Here is a 23,318-nt window from a genome sequence, read left to right as displayed (position 1 = left end):
ACAGGAGCAACGGCATCATGCAGAGCAAGCTGGACGAGGCGAAAGCGGATCTGCTGGCCCGGGCGGCGGAGGCGGCCCGGCAGGCATCGTCACAGCACGGAGGCGGCGGCGAAAACGGAGCGGGGCACATCGACCTCGACGTACTGCTGCGCCGCTACTACCGGCACACCGCACCCGACGACCTGATCGGGCGCGACCCGGTCGACGTCTACGGTGCGGCCATCTCGCACTGCCGTCTGGCGGCGTCGAGGCCGCAGGGCACGGCCAAGGTGAGGGCGTACACCCCCTCGGTCGAGGAGAACGGCTGGGCGTCGGGTCACACCGTCATCGAGATCGTCACGGACGACATGAGCTTCCTCGTGGACTCCGTGACCAACGAGCTGTCCCGGCAGGACCGCGCGATCCACGTGGTCATCCACCCGCAGCTGGTGGTCCGCCGCGACATCACCGGCAAGCTGCTCGAGATCCTCGACGTGTCCGACGCGGTGGCGCTCCCCGACGACGCCGTCACCGAGTCGTGGATGCACATCGAGATCGACCGCGAGACCGACCGCGACGACGTCCGTGCGATCGAGCAGGGCCTGCAGCGCGTCATGGGCGACGTGCGCGAGGTCGTCGAGGACTGGCACAAGATGCGCGAGACCGCGGTGCGGCTCGCCGACGAGCTGGCCGACGAGCCGCCCGCGCTGCCCGCCGAGGAGATCGGCGAGGGCTGGGAGCTGCTGCGCTGGCTCGCCGAGGACCACTTCACCTTCCTCGGCTACCGCGAGTACGACCTGGTCACCGAGGACGGCGAGGACGTGCTGCGGGCCATCCCCGGCACCGGCCTCGGCATCCTGCGCCCCGACCAGGACATGTCGCAGTCCTTCTCGCGGCTGTCGACCGAGGCGCGCGCCAAGGCCCGTGAGAAGAAGCTCCTGATCCTCACCAAGGCCAACTCGCGCTCGACGGTGCACCGCTCGGCGTACCTGGACTACGTCGGCGTCAAGAAGTTCGACGCGGACGGCAACGTGGTCGGCGAGCGCCGCTTCCTCGGCCTGTTCGGCTCGTCGATCTACACCGAGTCGGTCACCCGCATCCCGGTGGTGCGCCGCAAGGTCCACGAGGTGCTCGAGCTGGCCGGCTTCCCGCCGATCAGCCACGACGGCCGCGACCTGCTGCAGATCCTCGAGACGTACCCGCGCGACGACCTGTTCCAGATCCAGGTCCCCGAGCTGTACGACATCGCGATCAGCGTGCTCTACCTGCAGGAGCGCCGCCGGCTGCGGCTGTTCCTGCGCAAGGACGAGTACGGCCGCTTCTACTCGGCCCTCGTCTACCTGCCGCGCGACCGCTACACCACCGAGATCCGGCTGCGCATGCAGGACATCCTGCTGCGCGAACTCGGCGGCAGCGTCATCGACTTCACGGCGCGCAACACCGAGTCGGTGCTGGCCCGCCTGCACTTCACGGTGCGCGTCCCCAGCGGCGCGACGCTCGGCGACCCGGACATCGAGCACATCGAGCGGCAGCTCGCCGAGGCGACCCGCTCGTGGGCCGACGACTTCGCCGAGGCGCTGGTCTCCGAGTGCGGCGAGGAGCCGGCCGCCGAGCTGTCCCGCAAGTACGCCAAGGCGTTCAGCGAGGGCTACAAGTCCGACTTCTCGCCGCGCACCGCGGTCGCCGACCTGCGCCGCATCGAGGCGCTGGACCCGGACCCCGAGGTCTCCGACTTCACCCTCAACCTGTACCAGCCGATAGGGGCGCTGCCCGGCGAACGGCGGTTCAAGGTCTACCGGACCGGCGGCCCGCTGTCGCTGTCCGAGGTGCTGCCGATCCTGCAGCGCATGGGCCTCGAGGTGGTCGACGAGCGCCCGTACGAGCTGCGCCGTTCCGACGGCCGCATCGCGTGGGTGTACGACTTCGGGCTGCGCCACGACGCCGAGCTGATCGACGCCACCGACGACCTCAAGCAGCTGTTCCAGGACGCGTTCTCGGCGGTGTGGACCGGCAAGGCCGAGTCCGACGGCTTCAACGCGCTGGTGCTGCGCGCCGGGCTGACCTGGCGGCAGGCGATGGTGCTGCGCGCGTACGCCAAGTACCTGCGGCAGGCCGGCACGACGTTCAGCCAGGACTACATCGAGGACGCCCTGACCGGGAACGTCCACATCGCCCGGCTGCTGGTCAACCTGTTCGAGGCCCGCTTCTCGCCCGGCCACCAGCAGGCCGGCACCGAGCTGGTCGACGGCATGGTGGAGGAGCTCGAGGGCGCGCTCGACCAGGTCGCGAGCCTGGACGAGGACCGCATCCTGCGCTCGTTCGTGGCGATGGTCCGCGCGACGTTGCGCACGAACTTCTTCCAGCGCCGCCGCCTGGACGGCGACCCGCACGAGTACATCTCGCTGAAGTTCGACCCGTCCGAGATCCCCGACCTGCCCGCGCCGCGGCCCAAGTTCGAGATCTTCGTGTACTCGCCGCGGGTCGAGGGCGTGCACCTGCGCTTCGGCGCCGTCGCGCGCGGCGGCCTGCGCTGGTCGGACCGCCGCGAGGACTTCCGCACCGAGATCCTCGGCCTGGTCAAGGCGCAGATGGTCAAGAACACCGTCATCGTGCCGGTGGGCGCCAAGGGCGGGTTCGTGTGCAAGCACCTGCCCGACCCCGCGGTCAACCGCGAGGCGTGGCTGGCCGAGGGCATCGCCTGCTACAAGACGTTCATCTCCGGGCTGCTCGACATCACCGACAACCTCGTCGGCGGGCAGGTCGTGCCGCCGTCGCACGTCGTGCGGCACGACGGAGACGACACCTACCTGGTGGTCGCGGCCGACAAGGGCACCGCGACGTTCTCCGACATCGCCAACGAGGTCGCGGGCTCGTACGGGTTCTGGCTGGGCGACGCGTTCGCGTCCGGCGGCTCGGCGGGCTACGACCACAAGGGCATGGGCATCACCGCGCGCGGCGCGTGGGAGTCCGTCAAGCGGCACTTCCGCGAGCTGGGCCACGACACGCAGACGCAGGACTTCACCGTCGTCGGCATCGGCGACATGTCCGGCGACGTGTTCGGCAACGGCATGCTGCTGTCGGAGCACATCCGGCTGGTGGCCGCGTTCGACCACCGGCACATCTTCCTGGACCCCGACCCGGACGCGGCCGCCTCGTACGCCGAGCGGCGCCGGCTGTTCGACCTGCCGCGCAGCTCGTGGGCGGACTACGACACCGAGCTGATCTCGGCGGGCGGCGGCGTGTTCCCGCGTTCCGCCAAGTCGGTCCAGATCAGCCCGCAGGTGCGCGAGCGCCTGGGCCTGGCCGCCGGGGTGAGCCGGCTGTCGCCGGCCGAGCTGATGAAGGCGATCCTCCAGTCGCCGGTCGACCTGTTCTGGAACGGCGGCATCGGCACCTACATCAAGGCGTCGACCGAGTCGAACGCCGACGTGGGCGACAAGTCGAACGACGCGATCCGCGTCAACGGCGGCGACCTGCGCGTCAAGGTGGTCGGCGAGGGCGGCAACCTGGGCTGCACGCAGCTCGGCCGCGTCGAGTTCGCGCTGGCCGGCGGCCGGATCAACACCGACGCGATCGACAACTCGGCGGGCGTGGACACCTCGGACCACGAGGTCAACATCAAGATCCTGCTGAACCAGGTGGTCGCGGCCGGCGACCTGACGGGGAAGCAGCGCAACGAGCTCCTGTCGAAGATGACCGACGAGGTAGGCCACCTGGTCCTCGAGAACAACTACGACCAGAACTTCGCCCTCACGAACGCCGTGGCGCAGGCCCCCAGCCTGCTGCACGTGCACATGCGGTACCTGCGCAAGCTGGTCCGCGACGGGCACCTGGACCGCGAGATCGAGTTCCTGCCGAACGAGCGCCAGCTGCGCGAGCGGCTGCAGGCCGGCGGCGGGCTGACCCAGCCGGAGCTGGCCGTCCTGCTCGCGTACACGAAGATCGTGCTCGCGCAGGAGCTGCTGGCCTCCGACCTGCCCGACGAGGACTACCTGCGCGGCGAGCTGCACCGGTACTTCCCGACCGCGCTGCGCTCGGACTTCGCGGAGGAGATCGACACGCACGCGCTGCGCCGCGAGATCATCACCACGCGCGTGGTCAACGACCTGGTGAACCTGGCCGGCAGCTCGTTCATGTTCCGCATGCGCGAGGAGTCGGGCGCGGCCGCGGACGAGGTCGCCCGGGCGCACCTGGCCGCGCGTCAGATCTTCCGGGCGGACGACGTCCTGGACCGCGTCAAGGCGCTCGACAACCAGGTCGACGCCGCGGTGCAGACCAAGATGCGGCTGCACCTGCGCCGCCTCGTGGAGCGCTCCACGCGGTGGATGCTCAGCAACCGGCGCGAGATCGACATCGCGGCGCAGCTGGCGTTCTTCGGCGAGGGCGTCGCGGACGTCGTCGCGCACCTGCCCAAGCTGCTGCGCGGCAGCGACCTGGAGTGGATGGACGGGCTGTACGCCGAGTTCACCGCCGCCGGGGTGCCGCACGACCTGGCCACCACGGTCGCGGGCTTCTCGTCCGCGTACGCGGCGCTCGACATCGTCGAGGTGGCGCGCGACTCGGGGCACGGCGTCGTCGAGGTCGCCGAGGTGTACTTCGACCTCGTCGACCGGCTGCCGATCGCGATGCTGCTCGACCGCATCATCGAGCTGCCGCGCGACGACCGGTGGAAGTCGATGGCCCGCGCGTCGCTGCGCGAGGACCTCTACGGGGCGCAGGCGGGGCTGACCTTCGACGTGCTGTCGTCGGGCGGCCCGGACGACACCCCGGAGCTGCGCTTCAAGGCGTGGGAGGAGAAGAACGCGTCGGTCATCAGCCGGGCGCGGACCACGCTGGAGGAGCTGGCCGAGGCCGAGACGTACGACCTGGCGACGCTGTCGGTCGCCATGCGGGTCGTGCGGACGCTGCTGCGGAGCGGCAGCATGGGCTGATTCGGCCGTCCGTCCGGTTCCGCCGGGACTCGTGGGGTTCGTGAGTCCTGATACGGAAATCCGGTAGGACGGAAGGGCTGGCAAGGGCTTGTGCGGGGCCGTGGGGAGATGTTCTCCTTGCGGCCCCGCAGCTGCGTTCAGCGGATGTTGATGCGCGCGCCACAGACTTGACCGGAAGCGGGCGTCGCCCGCTCGTCATCTCTTGATGAACGCAGGTCAATAGCCCACGCTTGGCTCCGCGCGAAGGAGGCCGCAGACATGTACGACAGACCTGACCCCGACGGGGTCGAGCCGACGCCGTACCTGCCGGCCTGGCTGGACGGGACACCGCCGTACGGGGAGCAGTACCCGCAGCCGTACGCCGAGCCGTATCAGCAGCAGTACGAGCAGCAGTACGAGCAGCAGTACCAGCAGCCCTACACGCAGCCGCAGGCGCAGCCCTATGGGCAGTCCTACGGGCAGCCCGCCGCGCAGCCGTACGAACGGCACCGCTACGACGAGGCGTTTCCCCCCGAGGAGGAGGAACGTCCCCAGTACGGCGGCCGCCCCATCGGCTACTACGGCGACCCCTCCCAGGAACTGGTGCCCCGTCAGGAAGCGCGCTCCGCCGAGCTGGTGCCGACGGACGACGACGAGTACGAGGGGCGTCGCGACCGGCGGCGCGCCGGGCGGCGGGACGGCCGGGTCGGCGGCGTGATGCGCACCATCCTGGTCTGCGCCGTGCTCGTGTGCGTCGGCGTGTTCGGCTACTGGGGCTGGACGGTGTACGAGGGGTCGACCCCCGTCGTCGAAGAGGGCGACTGCATCGCGGCGCTGAACGGCGACGACGTCAAACCGCTCAAGTGCGGTGACAGCGACGCGCACTTCCTGGTGATGGAGATCTTCACCAACTCCACGGACACCGGCAGCTGCGCCCAGGTGCTGGGGGCGACCAATCCGCTCGTCGTCCAGCGGGACGGGCGCAGCGACGTGTGGTGCGTCGGGCCCAAGTAGCCGCCGGGGTCGGCTGCGGCGGTCGGCTACGGGAGTCAGCTGCGGGACGCGCGCTCGGCCTCGGGGCGGCGCGGGGCGGGCAGTTCGTTCTCCAGCAGGAGTATGTCGTCGCGGCGGCGCTCCTTGAGCAGCCACCACGAGGTCAGGTAGAACGCGGCCGGAAGGCCGGTGGGGGCGAGCAGCCACAGCGGGCCGCGCAGTGTGGGGACCAGGATCGCGGTCCACAGGTGGATCATGCCGAGGGCGGCGAACCGGCCCAGCGCGCCGTACCCGTAGCGCAGCATGCTGCGCACCGCCATGATGCTGCCGGCGCACAACACGGTCAGGCCGGCGGCCAACAGTGCGGCCAATATGAGCAGTTTGTCCAGTCCGGCGAGCTCGTCGCCCTCCTGGCGCACGGCTATCGCCATCACGCCCAGGCTGCCCGCGCCGAGGCCCAGCGCCACGCCCTCGATCGCCAGCACGGCGTACAAGGTGCGCAGCAGCGTTGTTCGGCGGCTGCCCTTCATTGACTCCCCCGCTTCCCCGACATCCCGCCCCAGGTGCCGCGTGTAGCCGGTGGTTCTGGGGCGATTCCCCGTTGATGTGGTGAGCACGTTACGCCTGTGGACCATGTCACGGGCGCGGTACCCCCGGGTGGAGGATAGGTAACGGTTCTGGGCCAGCTTGGTGGCCGGTTCGACAAAGCGTGATGACGTGCCGTCCGATGTGCTGACAAAACCGGCCAAATCTCTTGCTTCGCGGAGATATTCGCCACGCAACGCCACCCTGTGCCCTACGGTGGAACCGCTGCCGCGACTGGCGTCGACGTGGAACCGACCACGAGGAAGCGGCGGTGCGCCGACGCGCGTGGTGCCGTCCGCCTGGGCACCCGGGTCCTGTCTCGAACGAGCCGACCCGGGAGGAAACCCGTGGCCCAGACCGCACCCGTCCTGCACCGAGCGACCGACGCCCTCGCCGCCGCCGACCCCGAACTCGCCGCCCTCGTCTGTGCCGAGGAACGCCTCCAGGCCGACACCCTCCGGCTGATCCCCAGCGAGAACTACGTCTCCGCCGCGGTGCTCGCCGCCACCGGCAGCGTCCTCACCAACAAGTACTCCGAGGGCTATCCGGGGCGCCGCTACTACGAGGGCCAGCAGAACGTCGACCCGATCGAGGAACTCGCCCGCGACCGGGCCAAGGCGCTGTTCGGCGCCGAACACGCCAACGTGCAGCCGTACTCGGGCTCCCCGGCCAACCTCGCCGTCTACCTCGCCTTCGCCAAGCCCGGCGACACCGTGCTCGGCTGCGCGCTGCCCATGGGCGGGCACCTGACGCACGGCTGGGACGTCTCGGTCACCGGGACGTGGTTCCGGGGGATCGGCTACGGCGTCCGCCGCGACACCGGCCGCGTCGACCTCGACGAGGTCCGGTCGCTCGCCCTGCGCACCCGCCCGCGGATCATCTTCTGCGGCGGCACCGCCCTCCCGCGCACCGTCGATTTCGCGGCGTTCGCGTCGATCGCCGCGGAGGTCGGCGCGGTGCTCGCCGCCGACATGTCGCACCTGGCCGGGCTCGTCGCGGGCGGCGTCCACCCGTCGCCGGTCGGGCACGCCGACGTCATCGTGACCACCACGCACAAGACCCTCCGGGGTCCGCGCGGCGCCATGCTGCTGTCCGGCGCGGAACACGCCAAGCGGATCGACAAGGCCGTGTTCCCCGGCCTCCAGGGCGGGCCGCACAACCACACCACCGCGGCGATCGCCGTCGCGCTGAAGGAGGCCGCGGGGCCCGACTTCCGCACGTACGCCCGGGCCGTCGTCGCCAACGCCGCCCGCCTCGGCGACGAACTGGCCGCCCGCGGCTTCGACCTGGTCTCGGGCGGCACCGACACGCACCTGCTCCTGACCGACCTGACCTCGTGGGGTGTGGCCGGCAAGCCCGCGGCGAAGGCGCTCGACCGGGCCGGGATCGTCGTCAACCACAACACCGTCCCGTACGAGACCCGACGCCCGTTCGACCCGTCAGGTATCCGCATCGGCACCCCGGCCCTGACCTCGCGCGGGCTCGGCGTCGAGCACATGCCGCAGATCGCCGAGTGGATCACGCGCGTCGTGCGGTCGGTCGCCGAGGACCGCCCCGACGTGGAGAAGCAGGTCCGCGGCGAGGTGGCGGAGCTGATGGCGGCCTACCCTGCGCCGGGACTGCCGGTGGGGTAGCGGGTGCGGTCGCCGTGACGCGGACCGCCGGGAGCGGCGGCGGGTCGCGATCCGGCGGAGACGCTCAACCAGGGTGGGGCGTCGCCTCTACGGCGGCGCCCCACCCGGTCGTTCCGCTTCTCCTGTCGGGGGCTACCAGAGCCGGGGGAGCGGCGCCGCGCCCAGCTGTTCGGCGGTGCGGCGGAGCGTGCCCACCAGCAGGGCCAGGTCGGTGGGGCCGATCGGGGGGCGGCCGGTCGGCGTGGGCGGCGTGGGTGGGCGGCGGTTCAGGGGCGTGCCCAGGTCGGTCCAGTCCTGGCGGACGGCGGTGGGGCGCAGCGTCGCGGTGCGCGGCATACGGCCCGTGACGCGGCCGGTCTGGAACGGATGGACGGCGCCGTCCGCGCCGCGGATCAGGGCGCGGCCGGGGTACTCGTCGTCGAGCGTGCCCGCGTCGTCGATGTGGATGAGCGCGTGCGAGCCGGCCGCGTCATCGGTGCGCAGAGCGATCCGGAGGTCCGCCTCCGCGGTGGCCTCGATGCTGTCGGCGTGGGACGGCGTTCCGGTGGCGACGGCCAGGTGCACGCCGACCGGTCCGCCCCGGTGGACGACGTCGGCGAGGCCCTTCACGAAGTCGGGGAACAGCCGGGCGAGCCGGTCGACGTCGTCGACGGCGACCAGCAGGCGGGGCAGCGGCAGGCCGGTGTCGGGCGCCCGGTAGGCGGCGAACGCGGTGTCGCCGAGGAGGTGTTCGCGGCGGTCGAGCTCGGCGAGGAGCGCGGCGGCCGCGGCGGTGGTGCGGGCGGTGTCGGGCTCGTCGAGGTAGCCGAGGGTGTGCGGGAGTTCGGCGCATCCGGCGAGGCCGTCCGGCGGCGACTCCGGGTCGAGCGGCGTGCCGCGGACCAGCGCGAGGGCGAGCTGGTCGGGTCGGTTGGCGACGGCCAGCGAGGCGATGAGGGCGGCGAGCATCTCGGTCTTGCCGCTGCCGGCGGTGCCGCCGATCACCGCGTGCGGTCCGTCGTCGTCGAGGTCGACGGTGACCGCGCCGCGCACGTCGGCGCCGAGGACGCCGCGCGTGCCGCGCCCGGACTCGCGCCAGGCGGCCAGCACCTTGGCGGGCGTCATGAGGTCGAGGCCGAGCAGGTCCAGCAGCCGGACGGTCTCCGGCAGCGGTGACGCGGCGCGCGTCGCGGCCTCGCGCAGCGGCGCGACGGCGCGGGCGAACCGGTCGGCCCAGGCCGGCGAGACCGCGTCGGCGACGATGTCCTCGATCCGGGTGGCGCCGGGGCCGACGAGCGCCAGCCGGGTGCCGACCTCGCCGGTGACACGGCCGATCACGGCGCAGGCGAGCGGGAGTTCCTCGGCGCGGTCGTCGAGGCACAGCGCGTGGATGCCGGCGGCGGGCCCTTCGGCGAGCACCCGCGCGAGCTCGGGACGGCCGGTCAGCGTGCCCGCGCCGTCGAGGACCACGACGGTGCGGCGGTGCCGCGCGGTCCCGCCGCGACGGTCGAGCCGGTCGAGCAACTCGCCTGTGCGGGCCAGCACCTGATCGCGCGTCAGCCCGATCAGCAGGCGGCAGTCCTGGCCGTCGGTCGGCCGCAGGTGGGGGAGCCAGCGCAGCCACGCCCAGTCCGCGGCGGCGGCCGGGTCGGCACACAGCAGTACGAGCTCGAGGTCGTGCGGGCCGTACAGCGCGGCGAGCTGGGCGACCGCGGAACGGGCCAGACCGAGCAGTTGCGGGCGCGGGCCGGCCAGGCCCAGGACCGCGTCACGCAGCGAAACGGTCACGGGCGCGGCGAAAGCGGTCAGCCGCCGCACGCCTTCGCTCGACGAAATGGTCACGTCGGACGGGAAGTCGCCGGTGCCGAGGCGCACCGTGAACCGGTCCGCGGTGTGCAGCGCGGCGGGTGCGGAGCCGGCGGGGGGCGCGGGGGACGACGGGGGCGCGGGGCGCTCCCCGGCGGGCGCGGAGCGCTCTCGAACACGGGAGGTGGGGGGAGACGGGTGGGCCGACCGCTCCCATACGCGCACCGGCACGGCGGGCCGACCGCGTTCCGCCGCGCCCGCGTCGAGCGCGGCGAGCAGCAGCGTGGCCGGGTCGGGCGCGAGCTCGCGCCGTCTCCGCACCTCCTCCAGGACGGCGAGCCGGGCCTGGTCCTCCAGCTCGGCGCGCTCCACGGCCACCGCGCGGCGCCGCCCGGCGAATCCGAGGCGGCGCGCCGCGGGTTCGTCGGGCAGGTCGACGCGCACGGGCTCGACGGGCGCGGCCGGGCGGCGCGGCCGACGCGGCATGACGACGTGGCCGAGCCCGTCGGGACGCGGCCCCTCCGGCTCGTCCGGGGGCGCCGGGTCGTACGGCAGCGGCAGCACCGCGGTGACCGTGGTCTCGCCCAGCCGCAGCAGCGACCCGGGTTCGAGACGGGCGGGCTCGGGCCCGACCGGGGCGCCGTCCAGCGTCGTGCCGTTCGTCGACCCGAGGTCGGTGACCTCGACGTGGCCGCGCGCACCCGGCGTTATGGTCAGCTCGGCGTGCAGCCGGGACAGGTCCGGGTCGCCGATGCGGATCTCGGCGTCGGGCGCCCGCCCGATGCGCACCGTGCCCTGCCGCAGCAGGTGCACGCCACCCGCGTCGGGGCCGCCCACGACCCGCAGTTCGGGCGAGCCGACGGCGGGCGACGCCGGGCCGGGGCCGCCGACGGTGACCAGCGCGCCGTCCACCAGCGGAGGCCGGCCGAGCGGGGTGTTGTCGGCGAGCCGTACGTCGCCGACCCAGAACCGCTGCCCGTCCGTGCCGGAGGTGGAGCGCAGCGCGCCCGCGACGGCGCCGAACGTGGTGCCGGTCGGCGCGGTGACGAGGACGTCCGCACCCGGGCCTTCGTCGCGGTAACCGAGCACGGTCAGCCGGATCTGCATGCTCCTCCGTCCGTCCGTCGCCCTGCGCCTGCGTAGTGCCGTGTACCCGGGTCCGCGCCGGGCGTGCGGACACGCGCGTGCCGCGTGTGACCGCGCGTTTCCATCGTGCATGTGCGTGGCACCGTATGTGCATCGCGTAGGCATCCTCGCACCCGTCACGAGGATGGCACTCCGCGAGCGCCCATGGGAATGATCTTGGGGTTGCGGCGGTGCGGACGGCCTCCGCGTGACGTCGGGCGAACCGGTTCGCCGCGCCACGCGTCTGCCATGCAGGGGGCGCTGACGTGCCCCGCACCCGCGCCCTATGGTTGGGCGCAGGTGCCCGCATCGAGCGGCGCGGGGGCCGCCGAGCGTCGGCAGGGTGCCCGAGGGTGCCAGCAGGTGAGGAGCAGCGTGGACCGGCCGGTCGGAAGCAAATACCTGCTTGAGGAGACGCTCGGGCGAGGCGCCAGCGGTACCGTCTGGCGCGCGCGGGTCCGCGACACCGGGGAGACCGTCGCGGTGAAGGTGCTGCGCGAGGAACTGGCCGGGGACCCGGACGTCGTCACCCGGTTCATGCGCGAGCGCTCCCTGCTGCTGCAGCTCAGCCACCCCAACCTCGTACGGGTGCGCGACCTGGTCGTCGAAGGCGACCTGCTCGCGCTCGTGATGGACCTGATCGACGGCCCCGACCTGCGCACCTACCTGCGTGAGAACGGCGCCCTGCCGCCCGCGGCCGCCGCGCTGACAATGGCTCAGGTCTGCGACGCGCTCCAGGTGACGCACGCGGCGAACGTCATCCACCGCGACCTCAAGCCCGCCAACATCATGCTCAACCGCAACGGCGACTCGCTGTACCCGATGCTGACCGACTTCGGCATCGCGCGACTGGCCGAATCGCCCGCGCTCACCCGCACGCACGAACTGGTCGGCACGCCGAGCTACGTCGCTCCGGAGGCCGCCGAAGGCCGGCCGCTGACGCCGTCCGTCGACATTTACGCCGCCGGTGTCGTGCTGTACGAGCTGGTCGCCGGGCGGCCGCCGTTCACCGACACCAACCCGCTCACGCTGCTGCACCGGCACCTGTCGGAACAGCCGCAACGGCCGCCGAACACGCCCGACGCGTACTGGCTCGTGACCGAACGCTGCCTCGCGAAGCGACCCGAGCAGCGGCCCGACGCGCGCGGCCTCGCCGAGGCGCTCCGACTGGCCGCGGACCTGCTGTCGGGCGCGCGGACGGACGACGGGGCGCTGCGCCGCCTGCTGGACGCCTCCGCGGCGGCCTCGGCGGCCGCGTACGGGGGCGCGGCGGCGGGCGCCGCCGCGGGCGGCCTCGGCTCCGCGCTGCCCGACGACCCGACCCGTGTCGTCCCGCGCGGCACCCCGCCCGGCATGACCTCGAGCACCCCGCCCGCACCGCCGGCCGCCCCGCGCCCGGGCGTGCCCGACCCGACCCGGGTCCTGGACGCCCAGCAGGCCTACGGCCAGGCACCGACCCCGCCGCGCGCCCAACCGCCGGGGTACCCGCCGCAGGACTACCCGCAGCCGCCGCTCTACCGCGACGACCCGGCCGCGTACCAGGGGAGCCGACAGCAGTACGGCGCGGCGCCCCAACCGGCCTACCGCGCACCCGAACCGCCCCCGCGCACCGCCCCGCCGCAGGCCCCGCCCCAACGCGAGGCCCCGCGCCCGCCGGACGTCGAACCCCCGCGCCGCGCGCCCCGCGAGCCGAAAGAACCCCGCGAGCCCCGCCGCCGCGGCGGCTTCCGACCGAGCATGATCCCCGGCGTCGGCTGCACCACCAGTTGCCTGTTTCGCCTGGTGATCATGGCGGGGATCCTGGTCGCGATCTACTACCTGACCCCGCTGCACACATGGGTCAACCAGGGCATCGACGTCTTCCACGAGATCAAGGGCTGGTACGAGAAGGCCAAGGACTTCTTCGGCGGAGGCGGCGGCGACAACGGCTCCACCGGCGGCAGCAACGGCGGCAACGGCAACGGCGTCCACCTCCCGACCTCCATCCCGACCGCCCTCCCCGGCGGAATCAAGATCCCCGGCACCGGCTGACGCGACGCCCCACAGCCAACGCTCGCGTCACGCCGACGAGCGCGTGTGCCGCGGCTCGCGGAGGGCGATGCCTTGCGCGGAGCCGTGCAAGCCGTGAGCAGTCGACCCGGCTCCACGCCGCGAGCGGTCGCGTCCAGCCCATGCGTTACGCCAGGTACTCACGCCGTCCCACTGGGTGCCGACCTGCCGGGTAGCCTGACGGCGCCTCAGGCTGATGAGCGGCTGTGCTGCGGCTGTCGGAACGGGGTGCGTGCCCGGGGCTCGGGCGAAGGGGCAACAGCCGGAGGCGGTCTGACGGCGCGTCGGCTGTCGGTTGGTTGTTTTGTCGCTGCATCGGGTTGTGCGGGGCCTGGTCGGTGGCCGGCAAACGCCTGTGTGGGGCTGTTCTTCTGACGGGGTGTCGGGGCTTGGTGGTGCGCCGGGTGGGGGTGGCGCACCACGGCGCGATCCGCGACACCTCTGGTCGGTTCCGGCGCTCCACGCGGCTGGAGGGTGTGCGGCAGGTAGCCTTCGGGCACGGAAGTCCGATGTGTGAGCGCACCGCTTGACGTCGGCTGCGGGGTCGGGCGGGATTCACCCCGTTGCCGCGGGGGCGCAGTCGGGGGAGCAGCCGAGGAGCAGCAGTGGCACGCAGGATTGGGAGCCGGTACGTCGCCCTGAAGGTGCTCGGGCGCGGCGCGAGCGGCACCGTCTGGGCAGGCGAGGGTCCGGAGGGGCCGGTCGCCATCAAGCTGCTGCGCGAGGACCTCGCGTCCGACGAGGTGCTGGTCGCGCGGTTCGTGCAGGAGCGTACGGCGCTGGTGAGCCTGGACCATCCGGGCATCGTGGGCATTCACGACCTGGTCGTCGACGGCTCCGACCTCGCCCTCGTCATGGACCTCGTCGACGGTCCGGACCTGCGGACCCGGTTGGAGAAGGAGCGGTCGCTGACGCCCGCGCTCGCCGCCGCGATCTGCGCCGACGTCGCGGAGGGCCTGTCGGCCGCGCACGCCGAGGGCGTGATCCACCGCGACGTGAAGCCCGAGAACGTCCTGTTGGACACCCGTGGCGGGCAGGTCCGGGCCAAGCTGACCGACTTCGGCATCGCCCGCCTCGTCGACGCGCCCCGCCGCACGCGGGCCACCCGCATCATCGGTACGCCCGACTACCTCGCCCCCGAGATCATCGAGGGCCTGCAGCCGACCGCCGCCGTCGACGTGTACGCGCTGGGCACGGTGCTGTACGAACTCCTCACCGGCTGGACCCCGTTCGGCGGCGGCCACCCCGGCGCGGTGCTGCGCCGCCACGTCACGGAGCCGGTGCCGGGCATTCCCGGGCTGCCCGCCCCGGTCGCGGAGGTGCTCGCGGCGTGCCTGTCGAAGGCGCCCGCGGCCCGGCTGACGGCGCGTGAGGTCGGCGAGCGGCTGCGGGCCGCGCTGCCCGCGCTCGCGGGGCTGCCGCGGTTCGACATCCCGGCGCCGGACGGCGCGGGGCATCCGGACCGGGGCGAGACCCCGCCGCCGCTGCCCGCGGGCGTGGTGCCGCTGGTGTCGGGCGCGGAGCCGGACGCGTCGCGCGACACGCACACGAACCTGGCCCGCCCGACGTTCTCCGCGCCGCCGATCGCCGCGTCCCGCCGCCGCACGACCCACCGCAGGCGGCGCGGCCGCACGCTCGTGACGGTGTGCGCGGTGGTGGCGGTGGCCGCGGTCGGCGCGGTCGGCTGGTGGTACGCCGGCCGGGACGACGGCGACGCCGGGACTCCGGCGCCGGTCTCGAACACGGTGTCGCCGCCCGCGCAGGGCGCCGCGCCCGCTCCGGTCCCACCGAGCGCGTCCGCCGGTATCGGCGACACGCAGGCGGCGCGCGTGCCGACGTGGGACCGCTGGCTGGGCCTGCCGATCGCGCCGGTGCAGCTGCTGGGCGGGCCGGCCGCCGCGCAGGCCGCGGGCGACCGTGCATACGTCGTGCAGCGGGACGCGGCCGGGCAGCCGTGGGCGACGTCGGGCGACGGCGCGAAGTACGCCGACTGGCAGCGGCTCCCGGTGTTCAAGACGGGCGAGGACGTCGCGGTCGCGGCGCCGGCCCCGGGCCGCCTCGAGGTGCTCGCCGTCGGCTCGGTGGACAAGCTGCTGTACCGGTGCACGCTCGCGGACGGCAAGTGGGGCGACTGGGTCCGTATGGACGCCAAGACCAAGGTCACGGGCGCGCCGGCCGCGACCGTCACGGGGGACCGCCTCGACGTCGTGGTGCGCAGCGGCGACGCGCTGGCCTACGGCTCGCTCGCGGGCGTCGTGCCCGGCGGCGGCTCGTGGTCGGGCTTCGCGACGGTGCCGAGCGCGGGCCGGATCGAGCAGGCGCCGGCGCTGGTGGCGTCCGGGGCCGGCACGGTCGACGCGTTCGTCGTCCGCGCCGGCGACCACGCGCTGCTGCACGTCGCGTTGGCGGGCGGGGCGTGGCGCGAGCCGCAGCGGGTCGGCCCGAGCGGTTCGGCGCGGCCCGCGGCCGCGTGGACGCAGGGCGGCGGCCTGGTCGTCGTCGTGCCCGACCCGGGCGGCAAGCTCCTCGGCGCGGTCACCGGCGCCGGGCCCGACGCGTGGCGCCCGCTCGACCTCGCGCGGCCCGCACCGGACGGCGCCGCCGCGGTCGCGGCCGCCCCGGACCGGGTCGACGTGTACGTCCGCACGCAGAGCGGGCAGGTCCAGGTCGCCCCCTCGGCCTGACTGCGGGCCGGGCACCGGCGGCCCAGTACCATGGTGGCGTGGCTGCCATTGATCCTTCCGAAGAGCTCAAGTCCGTCGAATCCACCATGGAGTCGATCGAGGCGGTCCTCGACCTGGACAAGATGCGGGCCGACATCGCGGAGCTGAACGACGCCGCGGCGGCGCCCGACCTGTGGGACAACCCCGAGAGCGCGCAGAAGGTGACCAGCCGGCTCTCCTTCCTGCAGGGCGAGCTGCGCAAGGTCGAGGACCTGCGCCGCCGTATCGACGACGTCCAGGTGCTGTTCGAGCTCGCCGAGGCCGAGGACGACGCGGACACCCGCGGCGAGGCCGAGGGCGAGCTGGTCGCCGTCCGCAAGGCGGTCGACGAGCTCGAGGTGCGCACGCTGCTGTCCGGTGAGTACGACGCGCGTGAGGCGCTGGTGACGGTGCGCGCCGAGGCCGGCGGCGTCGACGCGGCGGACTTCGCCGAGAAGCTGCTGCGCATGTACACGCGCTGGGCCGAGCGCCACGGCTACTCGACCGAGGTCTACGAGACGTCGTACGCGGAAGAGGCCGGCATCAAGTCCGCCACCTTCGTGGTCAAGGTTCCGTACGCGTACGGCACGCTGTCCGTCGAGCAGGGCACCCACCGTCTGGTGCGCATCTCGCCGTTCGACAACCAGGGCCGCCGCCAGACCTCGTTCGCGGGCGTCGAGGTGCTGCCGGTCGTCGAGACCAGCGACCACGTCGACATCGACGAGTCGGACCTGCGCGTGGACGTGTACCGCTCGTCGGGCCCCGGCGGCCAGGGCGTCAACACGACCGACTCCGCGGTGCGCCTGACGCACATCCCGACCGGCATCGTGGTCTCGTGCCAGAACGAGCGCTCGCAGATCCAGAACAAGGCGACCGCGATGAACGTCCTCCAGGCCAAGCTGCTGGAGCGGCAGCGCCAGGAGGAGCGCGCGAAGATGGACGCGCTCAAGGGCGACGGCTCGTCGTGGGGCAACCAGATGCGCTCGTACGTCCTGCACCCGTACCAGATGGTCAAGGACCTGCGGACCGAGTTCGAGGTCGGCAACCCGCAGGCGGTGCTGGACGGCGAGATCGACGGCTTCATCGAGGCCGGTATCCGCTGGCGCAAGCAGCAGCAGTCGGCGAACTAGTCCTCGGCCGGGCGGTGTCCCCGTCCGGCGAGAGCGTGCGACCCCGGTTCCCTTGTGGAAGCCGGGGTTTCGCTTTACGCTCCGGGCAATTCCTGGCGCGCGGCGCGCAGTCCATCACTTTGTCGATACGGCTTCAGGAGTTCCGGGCGCATCGCCGGAGTTTTTCCATCAATTATCTTCGGGAAACCGGACATCCCCCTCATCCTTCGTAGTTCGGCCTTGACGTGCCGCGATGGGCTTCATCAGGCTGGGCGTCGGCATTGCTGCGACTCATCAGCGCACGGCGTCCCGTCACACGGCGGGGAGTCCGGGCGGGCTGGTCCCCTAAAGGTCGTCGCGGTGCCCCTTTGACGTTTCGGCCTCCTGTCGCACCGGTGCGGGGACGGGGAGCACGACCAACTGGGGGTTGTTGCATGACGAACAAAACGCGAGCCCGGGTGGCGCGGATAGCCGCCGCCGCGATTTTCGCGGGTGGCGCGTCGCTGGCCGTCGCCGGAATCGCGTCGGCCGAGGACAACCCGTGCTCGCCGATCTGCCACGAGGAAGAGCCGCCGCCTACCACCGGTGGGAACGCCGACGGCGGCCAGGCTGCTGGTGGTAACGCCGCTGGTGGTAACGCTGCTGGTGGCAATGCTGCGGGCGGTAACGCTGCTGGTGGTAACGCCGCGGGCGGTAACGCTGCGGGTGGCAATGCTGCTGGTGGTAACGCTGCGGGTGGCAATGCTGCTGGTGGTAACGCTGCCGGTGGTAACGCCGCGGGCGGTAACGCTGCCGGTGGTAACGCCGCGGGCGGTAACGCCGCGGGCGGTAACGCTGCGGGTGGCAATGCTGCTGGCGGTAACGCTGCCGGTGGTAACGCTGCCGGTGGCAACGCCGCGGGCGGTAACGCTGCCGGTGGCAACGCTGCTGGTGGCAACGCCGCGGGCGGTAACGCTGCCGGTGGCAACGCCGCGGGCGGTAACGCTGCCGGTGGCAACGCCGCGACCGGCGGCACCACCACGACCGGCGGCGGTTCGACCGACGCCGGCGCGTCCTCGACCGGCGGCGCCGGCGGCGTCACCTCGGGCGGTGTGAACAACAACGGCACGTCCGGCGGCAACAACCACGCCAACTCGGGCGGCTCCGCCCCGAACCGCAACTACGGCGGCGGGACGGTCAGCACCTCGGGCTCGACCGGCACCACCTCGGGCTCGACGGGCAGCAACCAGCAGCTCGCCCAGACCGGTGAAGACGCGAACCTGACGTTCCTCATCATCGGCGGCGCGGCCATGGCCGCGGGCGGCTTCGCCTTCGCGGTGCTGCCGCGCCGGCTCAACCGTCGCGAGGAGGCCGCGGCCGCGTGACGCGGTCCCGGCGGACCCGGTCCCACGCGGACCGGGACGTGGCATAGCGGAAGGCCCCGGGGCGTCGCCCCGGGGCCTTCCCGTGCTTTTGGTACCGCGTCGTGTCGTGCCGTGTCGGCCGGATCGCGCGGATCCCGCCGCGTGCCGGTCAGCCCGCGAGCTTCTGCAGCAGCACGGCCGCCACGACGACGAGCGCGGCGAGTGCCGCGAGCAGCCCGGGCGACAGCTGGAGGCCGCTTTCCCGGTTCATGCGCTCGCGTGAGGCGCGGCACACCGAGCACCGGCCCTCACTCACCGGGCCGGCGCAATTGGCGCACACCAGGTGTTCCCACGTCATGACGTCCTCCTCGGCCCTCGGGGCCCGACCCGCTGGTCGTCTCCTATAACGCGCTCGGGGCACCAGGAAGTTCCCTTCGCCTTCCACTGTGCCGCTTACACTCCTGGAATGGCCATGCCCAGTGACGTACCTCCCCAGGCCTGCGCGCCCGGCCGAGGGGGCGGTACCGTCCCTGGGACCTACGTACCACGGTCCCCCGTACGACGCCCTTGCCCCCTAGGATGGCGCGCTGTGATGCAACCGTGATCCGATTCGACAACGTCACCAAGACCTACGCCAAGCAGCCTCGGCCCGCGCTGCAGGACGTCTCGCTCGAGGTCGAGAAGGGCGAGTTCGTCTTCCTCGTCGGTTCGTCCGGCTCCGGCAAGTCGACTTTCCTGCGGCTGATCCTCAAGGAGGAGCGGCCGTCCACGGGCAACATCTTCGTGGCCGGCAAGGACCTCGGCCGGCTGTCCAACTGGAAGGTGCCCGCGCTGCGCCGCCAGATGGGCACGGTGTTCCAGGACTTCCGGCTGCTGCCGAACAAGACCGTGCGCGAGAACGTCGCCTTCGCGCTCGAGGTCATCGGCAAGCCGCAGGGGACCATCCGCAAGGTGGTGCCCGAGGTGCTCGACCTGGTCGGGCTGGCCGGCAAGGAGGACCGCATGCCGGGCGAGCTGTCCGGTGGTGAGCAGCAGCGGGTCGCGATCGCGCGCGCGTTCGTCAACCGGCCGATGATCCTCATCGCGGACGAGCCCACCGGCAACCTGGACCCGCAGAACAGCGTCGGCATCATGAAGCTGCTGGACCGCATCAACCGGACCGGCACGACGATCGTGATGGCCACGCACGACCAGGCGATCGTCGACCAGATGCGCAAGCGCGTCATCGAGCTGGAGCAGGGCCACCTGGTCCGCGACCAGTCCCGCGGCGTCTACGGCTACCAGCACTAGCACCCGGCACGGCAAGGCCCGGGCGGCGGACCCGCCGTCCGCGGCCCAGATTCGGCGTCCGCCACGACGCCCCGAGCGATTTAGGACATCATGCGCGCCCAGTTCGTGCTGAAGGAGATCGGCATCGGTCTCCGCCGAAACCTGACCATGACGATCGCGGTCATCGTCAGTGTCGCGCTGTCCCTGACCCTGTTCGGGGCGGCGCTGCTGGTGAACGCACAGACGGGTGCGATGAAGGACTACTGGTACGACCGCGTCGAGGTCTCGGTCTTCCTGTGCAACAAGTCCGACCTGAAGAAGGACGGGTGCGTCAACGGCGAGATCACCAACGCGGACCGGCAGGCCATAGAGGCCGAGCTCAAGGGCATGTCGGAGGTCCAGACGCTCTTCTACGAGAGCCGGCAGGAAGCGTTCCAGCACTTCAAGGAGCAGAACAAGGACTCGGCGCTCAGCGAGACGCTGACGCCGGACCAGCTGCCCGAGTCGTTCCGCGTGAAGCTGAAGGACCCGACGAAGTTCGACATCATCTCGAGCCGCTTCAACGGACGCGCGGGCGTGCAGTCGGTGCAGGACCAGAAGAAGCTGCTCCAGCCGTTCTTCAACCTGCTGCGGAGCGCGAAGTACGCGGCCTTCGGCATCATGGCGTTCATGCTGGTGGTGGCGATCCTGCTGATCGTCAACACGGCGCGTGTGTCGGCGTTCAGCCGGCGCCGCGAGACCGGCATCATGCGGCTGGTCGGCGCGTCGAACTTCTACATCCAGGGGCCGTTCATCCTGGAGTCCGCGGTGGCCGGGTTCATCGGCGCGTCGGTGGCGTCCGGGCTGTTGTCCGCCGGCTACTACTTCGGCTTCAAGAAGGGCCTCGTCGACTCGGTGCAGGTGCTCCAGAGCCAGCTGATCGGGTTCGACAAGGTGATAGAGGTTTTGCCGTTCATCTTCCTGCTGGGCGTGGGCATGTCGGCGATCGCGTCGTTCTTCACGCTGCGCAAGTACCTCAAGGTCTGACGCGCCTGCGCGGCCCGCACCGCGCCGCGGTTCGGCCGGACGAGTGTCATATCAAGTGAAAAGTCGGTTGTATGGCGTAATCGTGGTGTGACGCCTGGTACCTGTGGGACTGGAGGGTACGTCCTTCCGGACGCTCGCAGGACACCAGGCAGGAGGCCACGCCCATGCGCGCCACGCACCGCCGCCGGGTCGGCCTGCTCGCGCTGATCGCCGCCACCGGAGCCGCGATCGGCTGGGGCACCGCGCACGCCGACGACGACCCGCGGACCGAGAAGACCAAGGTCGAGGGGCAGGTCCGGGACGTCCGCGCGGACCTGGACGGCGCCGTCCGCCGGCTCGCCGACGCCGAGAACGCGTACGCCGACGCCGACGCGCGCCTGCCCGGCGCCCAGGCCGCCCTCGCGACGGCCCGCGACCGGCTCGCGGCCGCGCAGACGAAGGACGCCGACCTGCGGCGCCGCCTCGACATCGCGGTCGGCGACGAGGCCGCGGCGCAGCAGCAGGTCCGCGACCTGGACGGGGCGCTCGCGCAGGCCCGCGACGCGCTCGGCACGGTCGCGCGGCACGCGTACGAGCACGGCGACCTGGCGGCGCTGTCCGTCGTCATGCAGGCCGAGACGCCCGCCCAGCTGCTCAGCCGCCTGGAGGGCTACCACTCGCTGATGCGCGCCGACGACGCCGTGCTCAGCCGGCTGCGGCAGATCCGCCAGGAAGCCGACGGCCGCCAGAAGGCCCTCGCCGCCGCGCGCGACCAGGTCCGCGCCGACCGCGAGGCCGCCGCGGCGCAGCTGACCGAGGTCCAGGCCCTGGAGACCGCCGCGCGCACCGCGTCCGACGAGGTCGAGCGCCTCGTCGCGCAGCGCCGCGGAGCGCTGGAGACCGCGCGCCAGGAGAAGTCCGCCGACCAGCAGCGCTACGAGTCCCTGCTGGCCGAACAGCGGCGGCTCACCGAACTGGTCAACCGGCTCAACGCGCCCTCCCCAGGCCGCCGCCCGGGCGCCGAGGCCCGCGGCCAGGACGGCGCGCTGTCCTACCCGCTCGACGGGCCGGTCACCTCGCCGTTCGGCATGCGGTTCCACCCCGTACTCGAGTACGTGAAGCTGCACACCGGAACCGACTTCGGCGCCGTCGAGGGCACCCCGGTGCACGCCGCCCGCGAGGGCACGGTCATCTCGGCGGGCTACAACCCGGCGTACGGGTACCGCGTCGTGGTCTCGCACGGCCAGGTCGGCGGCGTCGCGCTGACGACGACGTACAACCACCTGTCGCGCATCGACGTCGGCGAGGGCCGGCGCGTCAAGCGCGGCGGCACCGTCGGCCTGGTCGGCAACACCGGCTACTCGACGGGCGCGCACCTGCACTTCGAGGTCCTGGTGGACGGCGAGTTCGCGGACCCGCTGACGTGGCTGTGACGCCGGGCGGGCGCCGGGGCCTCGTCGCTTAGCCGTTCGGGGCGTCGGCGGTGGGGGCCTCGCCGCCCGCGCCCCGCGGCCGATGCGATCAGCACACCGATCGCGGCGCCCGGCCCAACCGGAACCCCCGCCTCACGGCGCTGCCCTATGCTCGCGCCATGAGCTCGGGTCGAGTGCGCCGAAGAGCCGCGCTGGCCCTGGTGTTCGGCGCCGCGCTGACCACCGGGGCGGCGACGGGTGCGTGGCACGACCCGCCGGGCCCCGGGGACCGGCCGCCCGAGGTGCGGCCGCGCTTACCGCAGCCCGTCGGGCCCGCCGCCGGAGTCCCGCTGCCCGCACCGCGTACCGGAGGGTCCGGCGTCCCCGACGGCACCGCGCTCGACGCCGCCGCCGCACGCGACCTCCTGTCGGTGCTCGACGACCGGTGGGCCGCCTACTACCCGCCCGAGACCGCCGGCGAGTACCGCGAGACCGTCGACGGGGCCTACCCCGGCGTCGGGCTGACGGTCAGTCAGGCATCGGGCGCGATGCGCGCCACCTACGTCTCGCCGAACGGGCCCGCCGCCCGCGCCGGCATCGCCGCGGGCGACGCCCTCGTCTCCGTGGACGGCGCCCCGACCGACGAACTCGGCACGGCCGGCGTCGTCGCCCGGCTCCGCGGCCCCGCCGGGACCCGCACCGAGCTGGTCGTCGTCCGCGACGGCGTGCCGCACACCGTCGGCCTCGTCCGCGAGGTCCTGACCGGCGCCGACGTCACCGCCGAACCCGTCGGACCGGCCGCCGCCCGGCTGCTGTGCGTCCGTGTCACCGGCTTCGGCCGCGGCACCGCCGACCAGGTGCGCGCCGCCCTCGCCACCAAACCCGCGGGCGTCCTCCTCGACCTGCGCGGCAACCCCGGCGGACGCATCGACGAGGCCGCCGCCGTCGCCTCCGCGTTCCTCCCCGGCGGAGTCGTCGTCAGCTACGACGACGGCACCGGAGGCCGCCGCCAGATCACCGTGACCGGCCGGCCCGGCGACGCCGCCACCCCCGTTGTCGTGCTCGTCGACGGCGCCACCGCGAGCGCGGCCGAGGTCGTCGCGGCGGCACTCGGCGACCGGGGCCGCGCCGTCGTCGTCGGCGCCACCACGTACGGCAAGGGCTCGGTGCAGGCGCCGACCACCCTCGCCGACGGCGGCATCCTCAAACTCACCGTCGGCCGCTGGTACACCCCCGACGGGCGCAACCTCGAAGGCCGCGGCATCGACCCCGACATCCCCGTCCCCCCTGGCACCGACCCGGACGCCGCCGCCGCACGGGCCCGCGACGTCCTCGCCGGCCTCGTCGACGCCGGCACGGACGCCTGACCGCGGCGGCCGCCGGGAACCCCGTGGCCCGACGCCCCGCCGATGGGCGAG

The 23,318-nt window shown here is 73.0% G+C and carries 14 protein-coding genes and 1 riboswitch; of the genes, 11 read left to right on the top strand and 3 right to left on the bottom strand.

Translation table 11 applies throughout. From position 1 onward, the window contains the following. Positions 1-17: 17 nt before the first annotated feature. Both QI554_RS35375 and QI554_RS35370 read left to right on the top strand, forming a co-directional pair. Positions 18-4,910: an NAD-glutamate dehydrogenase gene (locus QI554_RS35375; RefSeq protein ID WP_281476191.1), complete on the top strand. Its 4,893-nt coding sequence runs from the start codon at positions 18-20 to the stop codon at positions 4,908-4,910. Between the two features lie 258 nt (positions 4,911-5,168). Further along, the gene (locus QI554_RS35370; protein WP_281476190.1) at positions 5,169-5,903 is read left to right on the top strand and encodes an LppU/SCO3897 family protein; all 735 of its coding nucleotides are present in this window, start codon (positions 5,169-5,171) and stop codon (positions 5,901-5,903) included. 35 nt (positions 5,904-5,938) lie between these two features. On the opposite strand, the gene QI554_RS35365 is transcribed toward QI554_RS35370, so the two are convergent. Next, on the bottom strand, positions 5,939-6,412 hold the full coding sequence (locus QI554_RS35365) for a hypothetical protein (protein WP_281476189.1): 474 nt from the start codon (positions 6,410-6,412) through the stop codon (positions 5,939-5,941). Between the two features lie 275 nt (positions 6,413-6,687). Continuing rightward, positions 6,688-6,779: riboswitch (ZMP/ZTP riboswitch) on the top strand. Positions 6,780-6,814: 35 nt separating this feature from the next. On the opposite strand from QI554_RS35365, the gene QI554_RS35360 reads away from it, so the two are divergent. After that, complete coding sequence (locus QI554_RS35360) at positions 6,815-8,101, top strand: serine hydroxymethyltransferase (protein WP_281476188.1); 1,287 nt, start codon at positions 6,815-6,817, stop codon at positions 8,099-8,101. A gap of 132 nt (positions 8,102-8,233) precedes the next feature. Here the strand turns inward: QI554_RS35360 and QI554_RS35355 are convergent, their stop codons facing one another. Next, positions 8,234-10,993 carry an FHA domain-containing protein gene (locus tag QI554_RS35355; RefSeq protein WP_281476186.1) on the bottom strand — a complete coding sequence of 920 codons (2,760 nt, stop codon included), beginning with the start codon at positions 10,991-10,993 and terminating at the stop codon, positions 8,234-8,236. A gap of 393 nt (positions 10,994-11,386) precedes the next feature. On the opposite strand from QI554_RS35355, the gene QI554_RS35350 reads away from it, so the two are divergent. The 4 genes from QI554_RS35350 (at position 11,387) to QI554_RS35335 (ending at position 18,235) form a co-directional block, all read left to right on the top strand. Then, entirely contained in the window at positions 11,387-13,042 is a 1,656-nt protein-coding gene (locus QI554_RS35350; RefSeq protein WP_281476184.1) for a serine/threonine-protein kinase, read from the top strand. A gap of 623 nt (positions 13,043-13,665) precedes the next feature. After that, positions 13,666-15,744 (top strand): protein kinase domain-containing protein, encoded by a 2,079-nt coding sequence (locus QI554_RS35345; RefSeq protein WP_281476182.1) that lies wholly within the window; start codon positions 13,666-13,668, stop codon positions 15,742-15,744. A gap of 38 nt (positions 15,745-15,782) precedes the next feature. Then, positions 15,783-16,892 (top strand): peptide chain release factor 2, encoded by a 1,110-nt coding sequence (prfB, locus tag QI554_RS35340; RefSeq protein WP_281476180.1) that lies wholly within the window; start codon positions 15,783-15,785, stop codon positions 16,890-16,892. A 413-nt stretch (positions 16,893-17,305) separates the two neighbouring features. Then, positions 17,306-18,235 carry an LPXTG cell wall anchor domain-containing protein gene (locus QI554_RS35335; protein ID WP_281476178.1) on the top strand — a complete coding sequence of 310 codons (930 nt, stop codon included), beginning with the start codon at positions 17,306-17,308 and terminating at the stop codon, positions 18,233-18,235. A gap of 148 nt (positions 18,236-18,383) precedes the next feature. Here QI554_RS35335 and QI554_RS35330 read toward each other — a convergent pair whose 3' ends face one another. Continuing rightward, positions 18,384-18,572 carry a hypothetical protein gene (locus QI554_RS35330; protein WP_281476177.1) on the bottom strand — a complete coding sequence of 63 codons (189 nt, stop codon included), beginning with the start codon at positions 18,570-18,572 and terminating at the stop codon, positions 18,384-18,386. 242 nt (positions 18,573-18,814) lie between these two features. On the opposite strand from QI554_RS35330, the gene ftsE reads away from it, so the two are divergent. The 4 genes from ftsE to QI554_RS35310 all read left to right on the top strand — a co-directional run bounded on the left by ftsE (position 18,815) and on the right by QI554_RS35310 (position 23,267). Beyond that, positions 18,815-19,504 carry a cell division ATP-binding protein FtsE gene (gene ftsE, locus QI554_RS35325; protein ID WP_281476175.1) on the top strand — a complete coding sequence of 230 codons (690 nt, stop codon included), beginning with the start codon at positions 18,815-18,817 and terminating at the stop codon, positions 19,502-19,504. Between the two features lie 90 nt (positions 19,505-19,594). After that, positions 19,595-20,509, top strand: coding sequence for a permease-like cell division protein FtsX (ftsX, locus tag QI554_RS35320; RefSeq protein ID WP_281476173.1), 915 nt, complete (start codon positions 19,595-19,597; stop codon positions 20,507-20,509). A 164-nt stretch (positions 20,510-20,673) separates the two neighbouring features. Further along, positions 20,674-21,921, top strand: coding sequence for a murein hydrolase activator EnvC family protein (locus QI554_RS35315; protein WP_281476171.1), 1,248 nt, complete (start codon positions 20,674-20,676; stop codon positions 21,919-21,921). 158 nt (positions 21,922-22,079) lie between these two features. Then, entirely contained in the window at positions 22,080-23,267 is a 1,188-nt protein-coding gene (locus QI554_RS35310; protein ID WP_281476169.1) for a S41 family peptidase, read from the top strand. Positions 23,268-23,318 lie beyond the last annotated feature (51 nt).

The organism is Yinghuangia seranimata (genome assembly GCF_029953285.1).
Classification (GTDB): domain Bacteria; phylum Actinomycetota; class Actinomycetes; order Streptomycetales; family Streptomycetaceae; genus Yinghuangia; species Yinghuangia seranimata.
The sequence above is the reverse complement of the archived record's forward strand: the minus strand, read 5'-3'. Positions and strand labels throughout refer to the sequence as shown.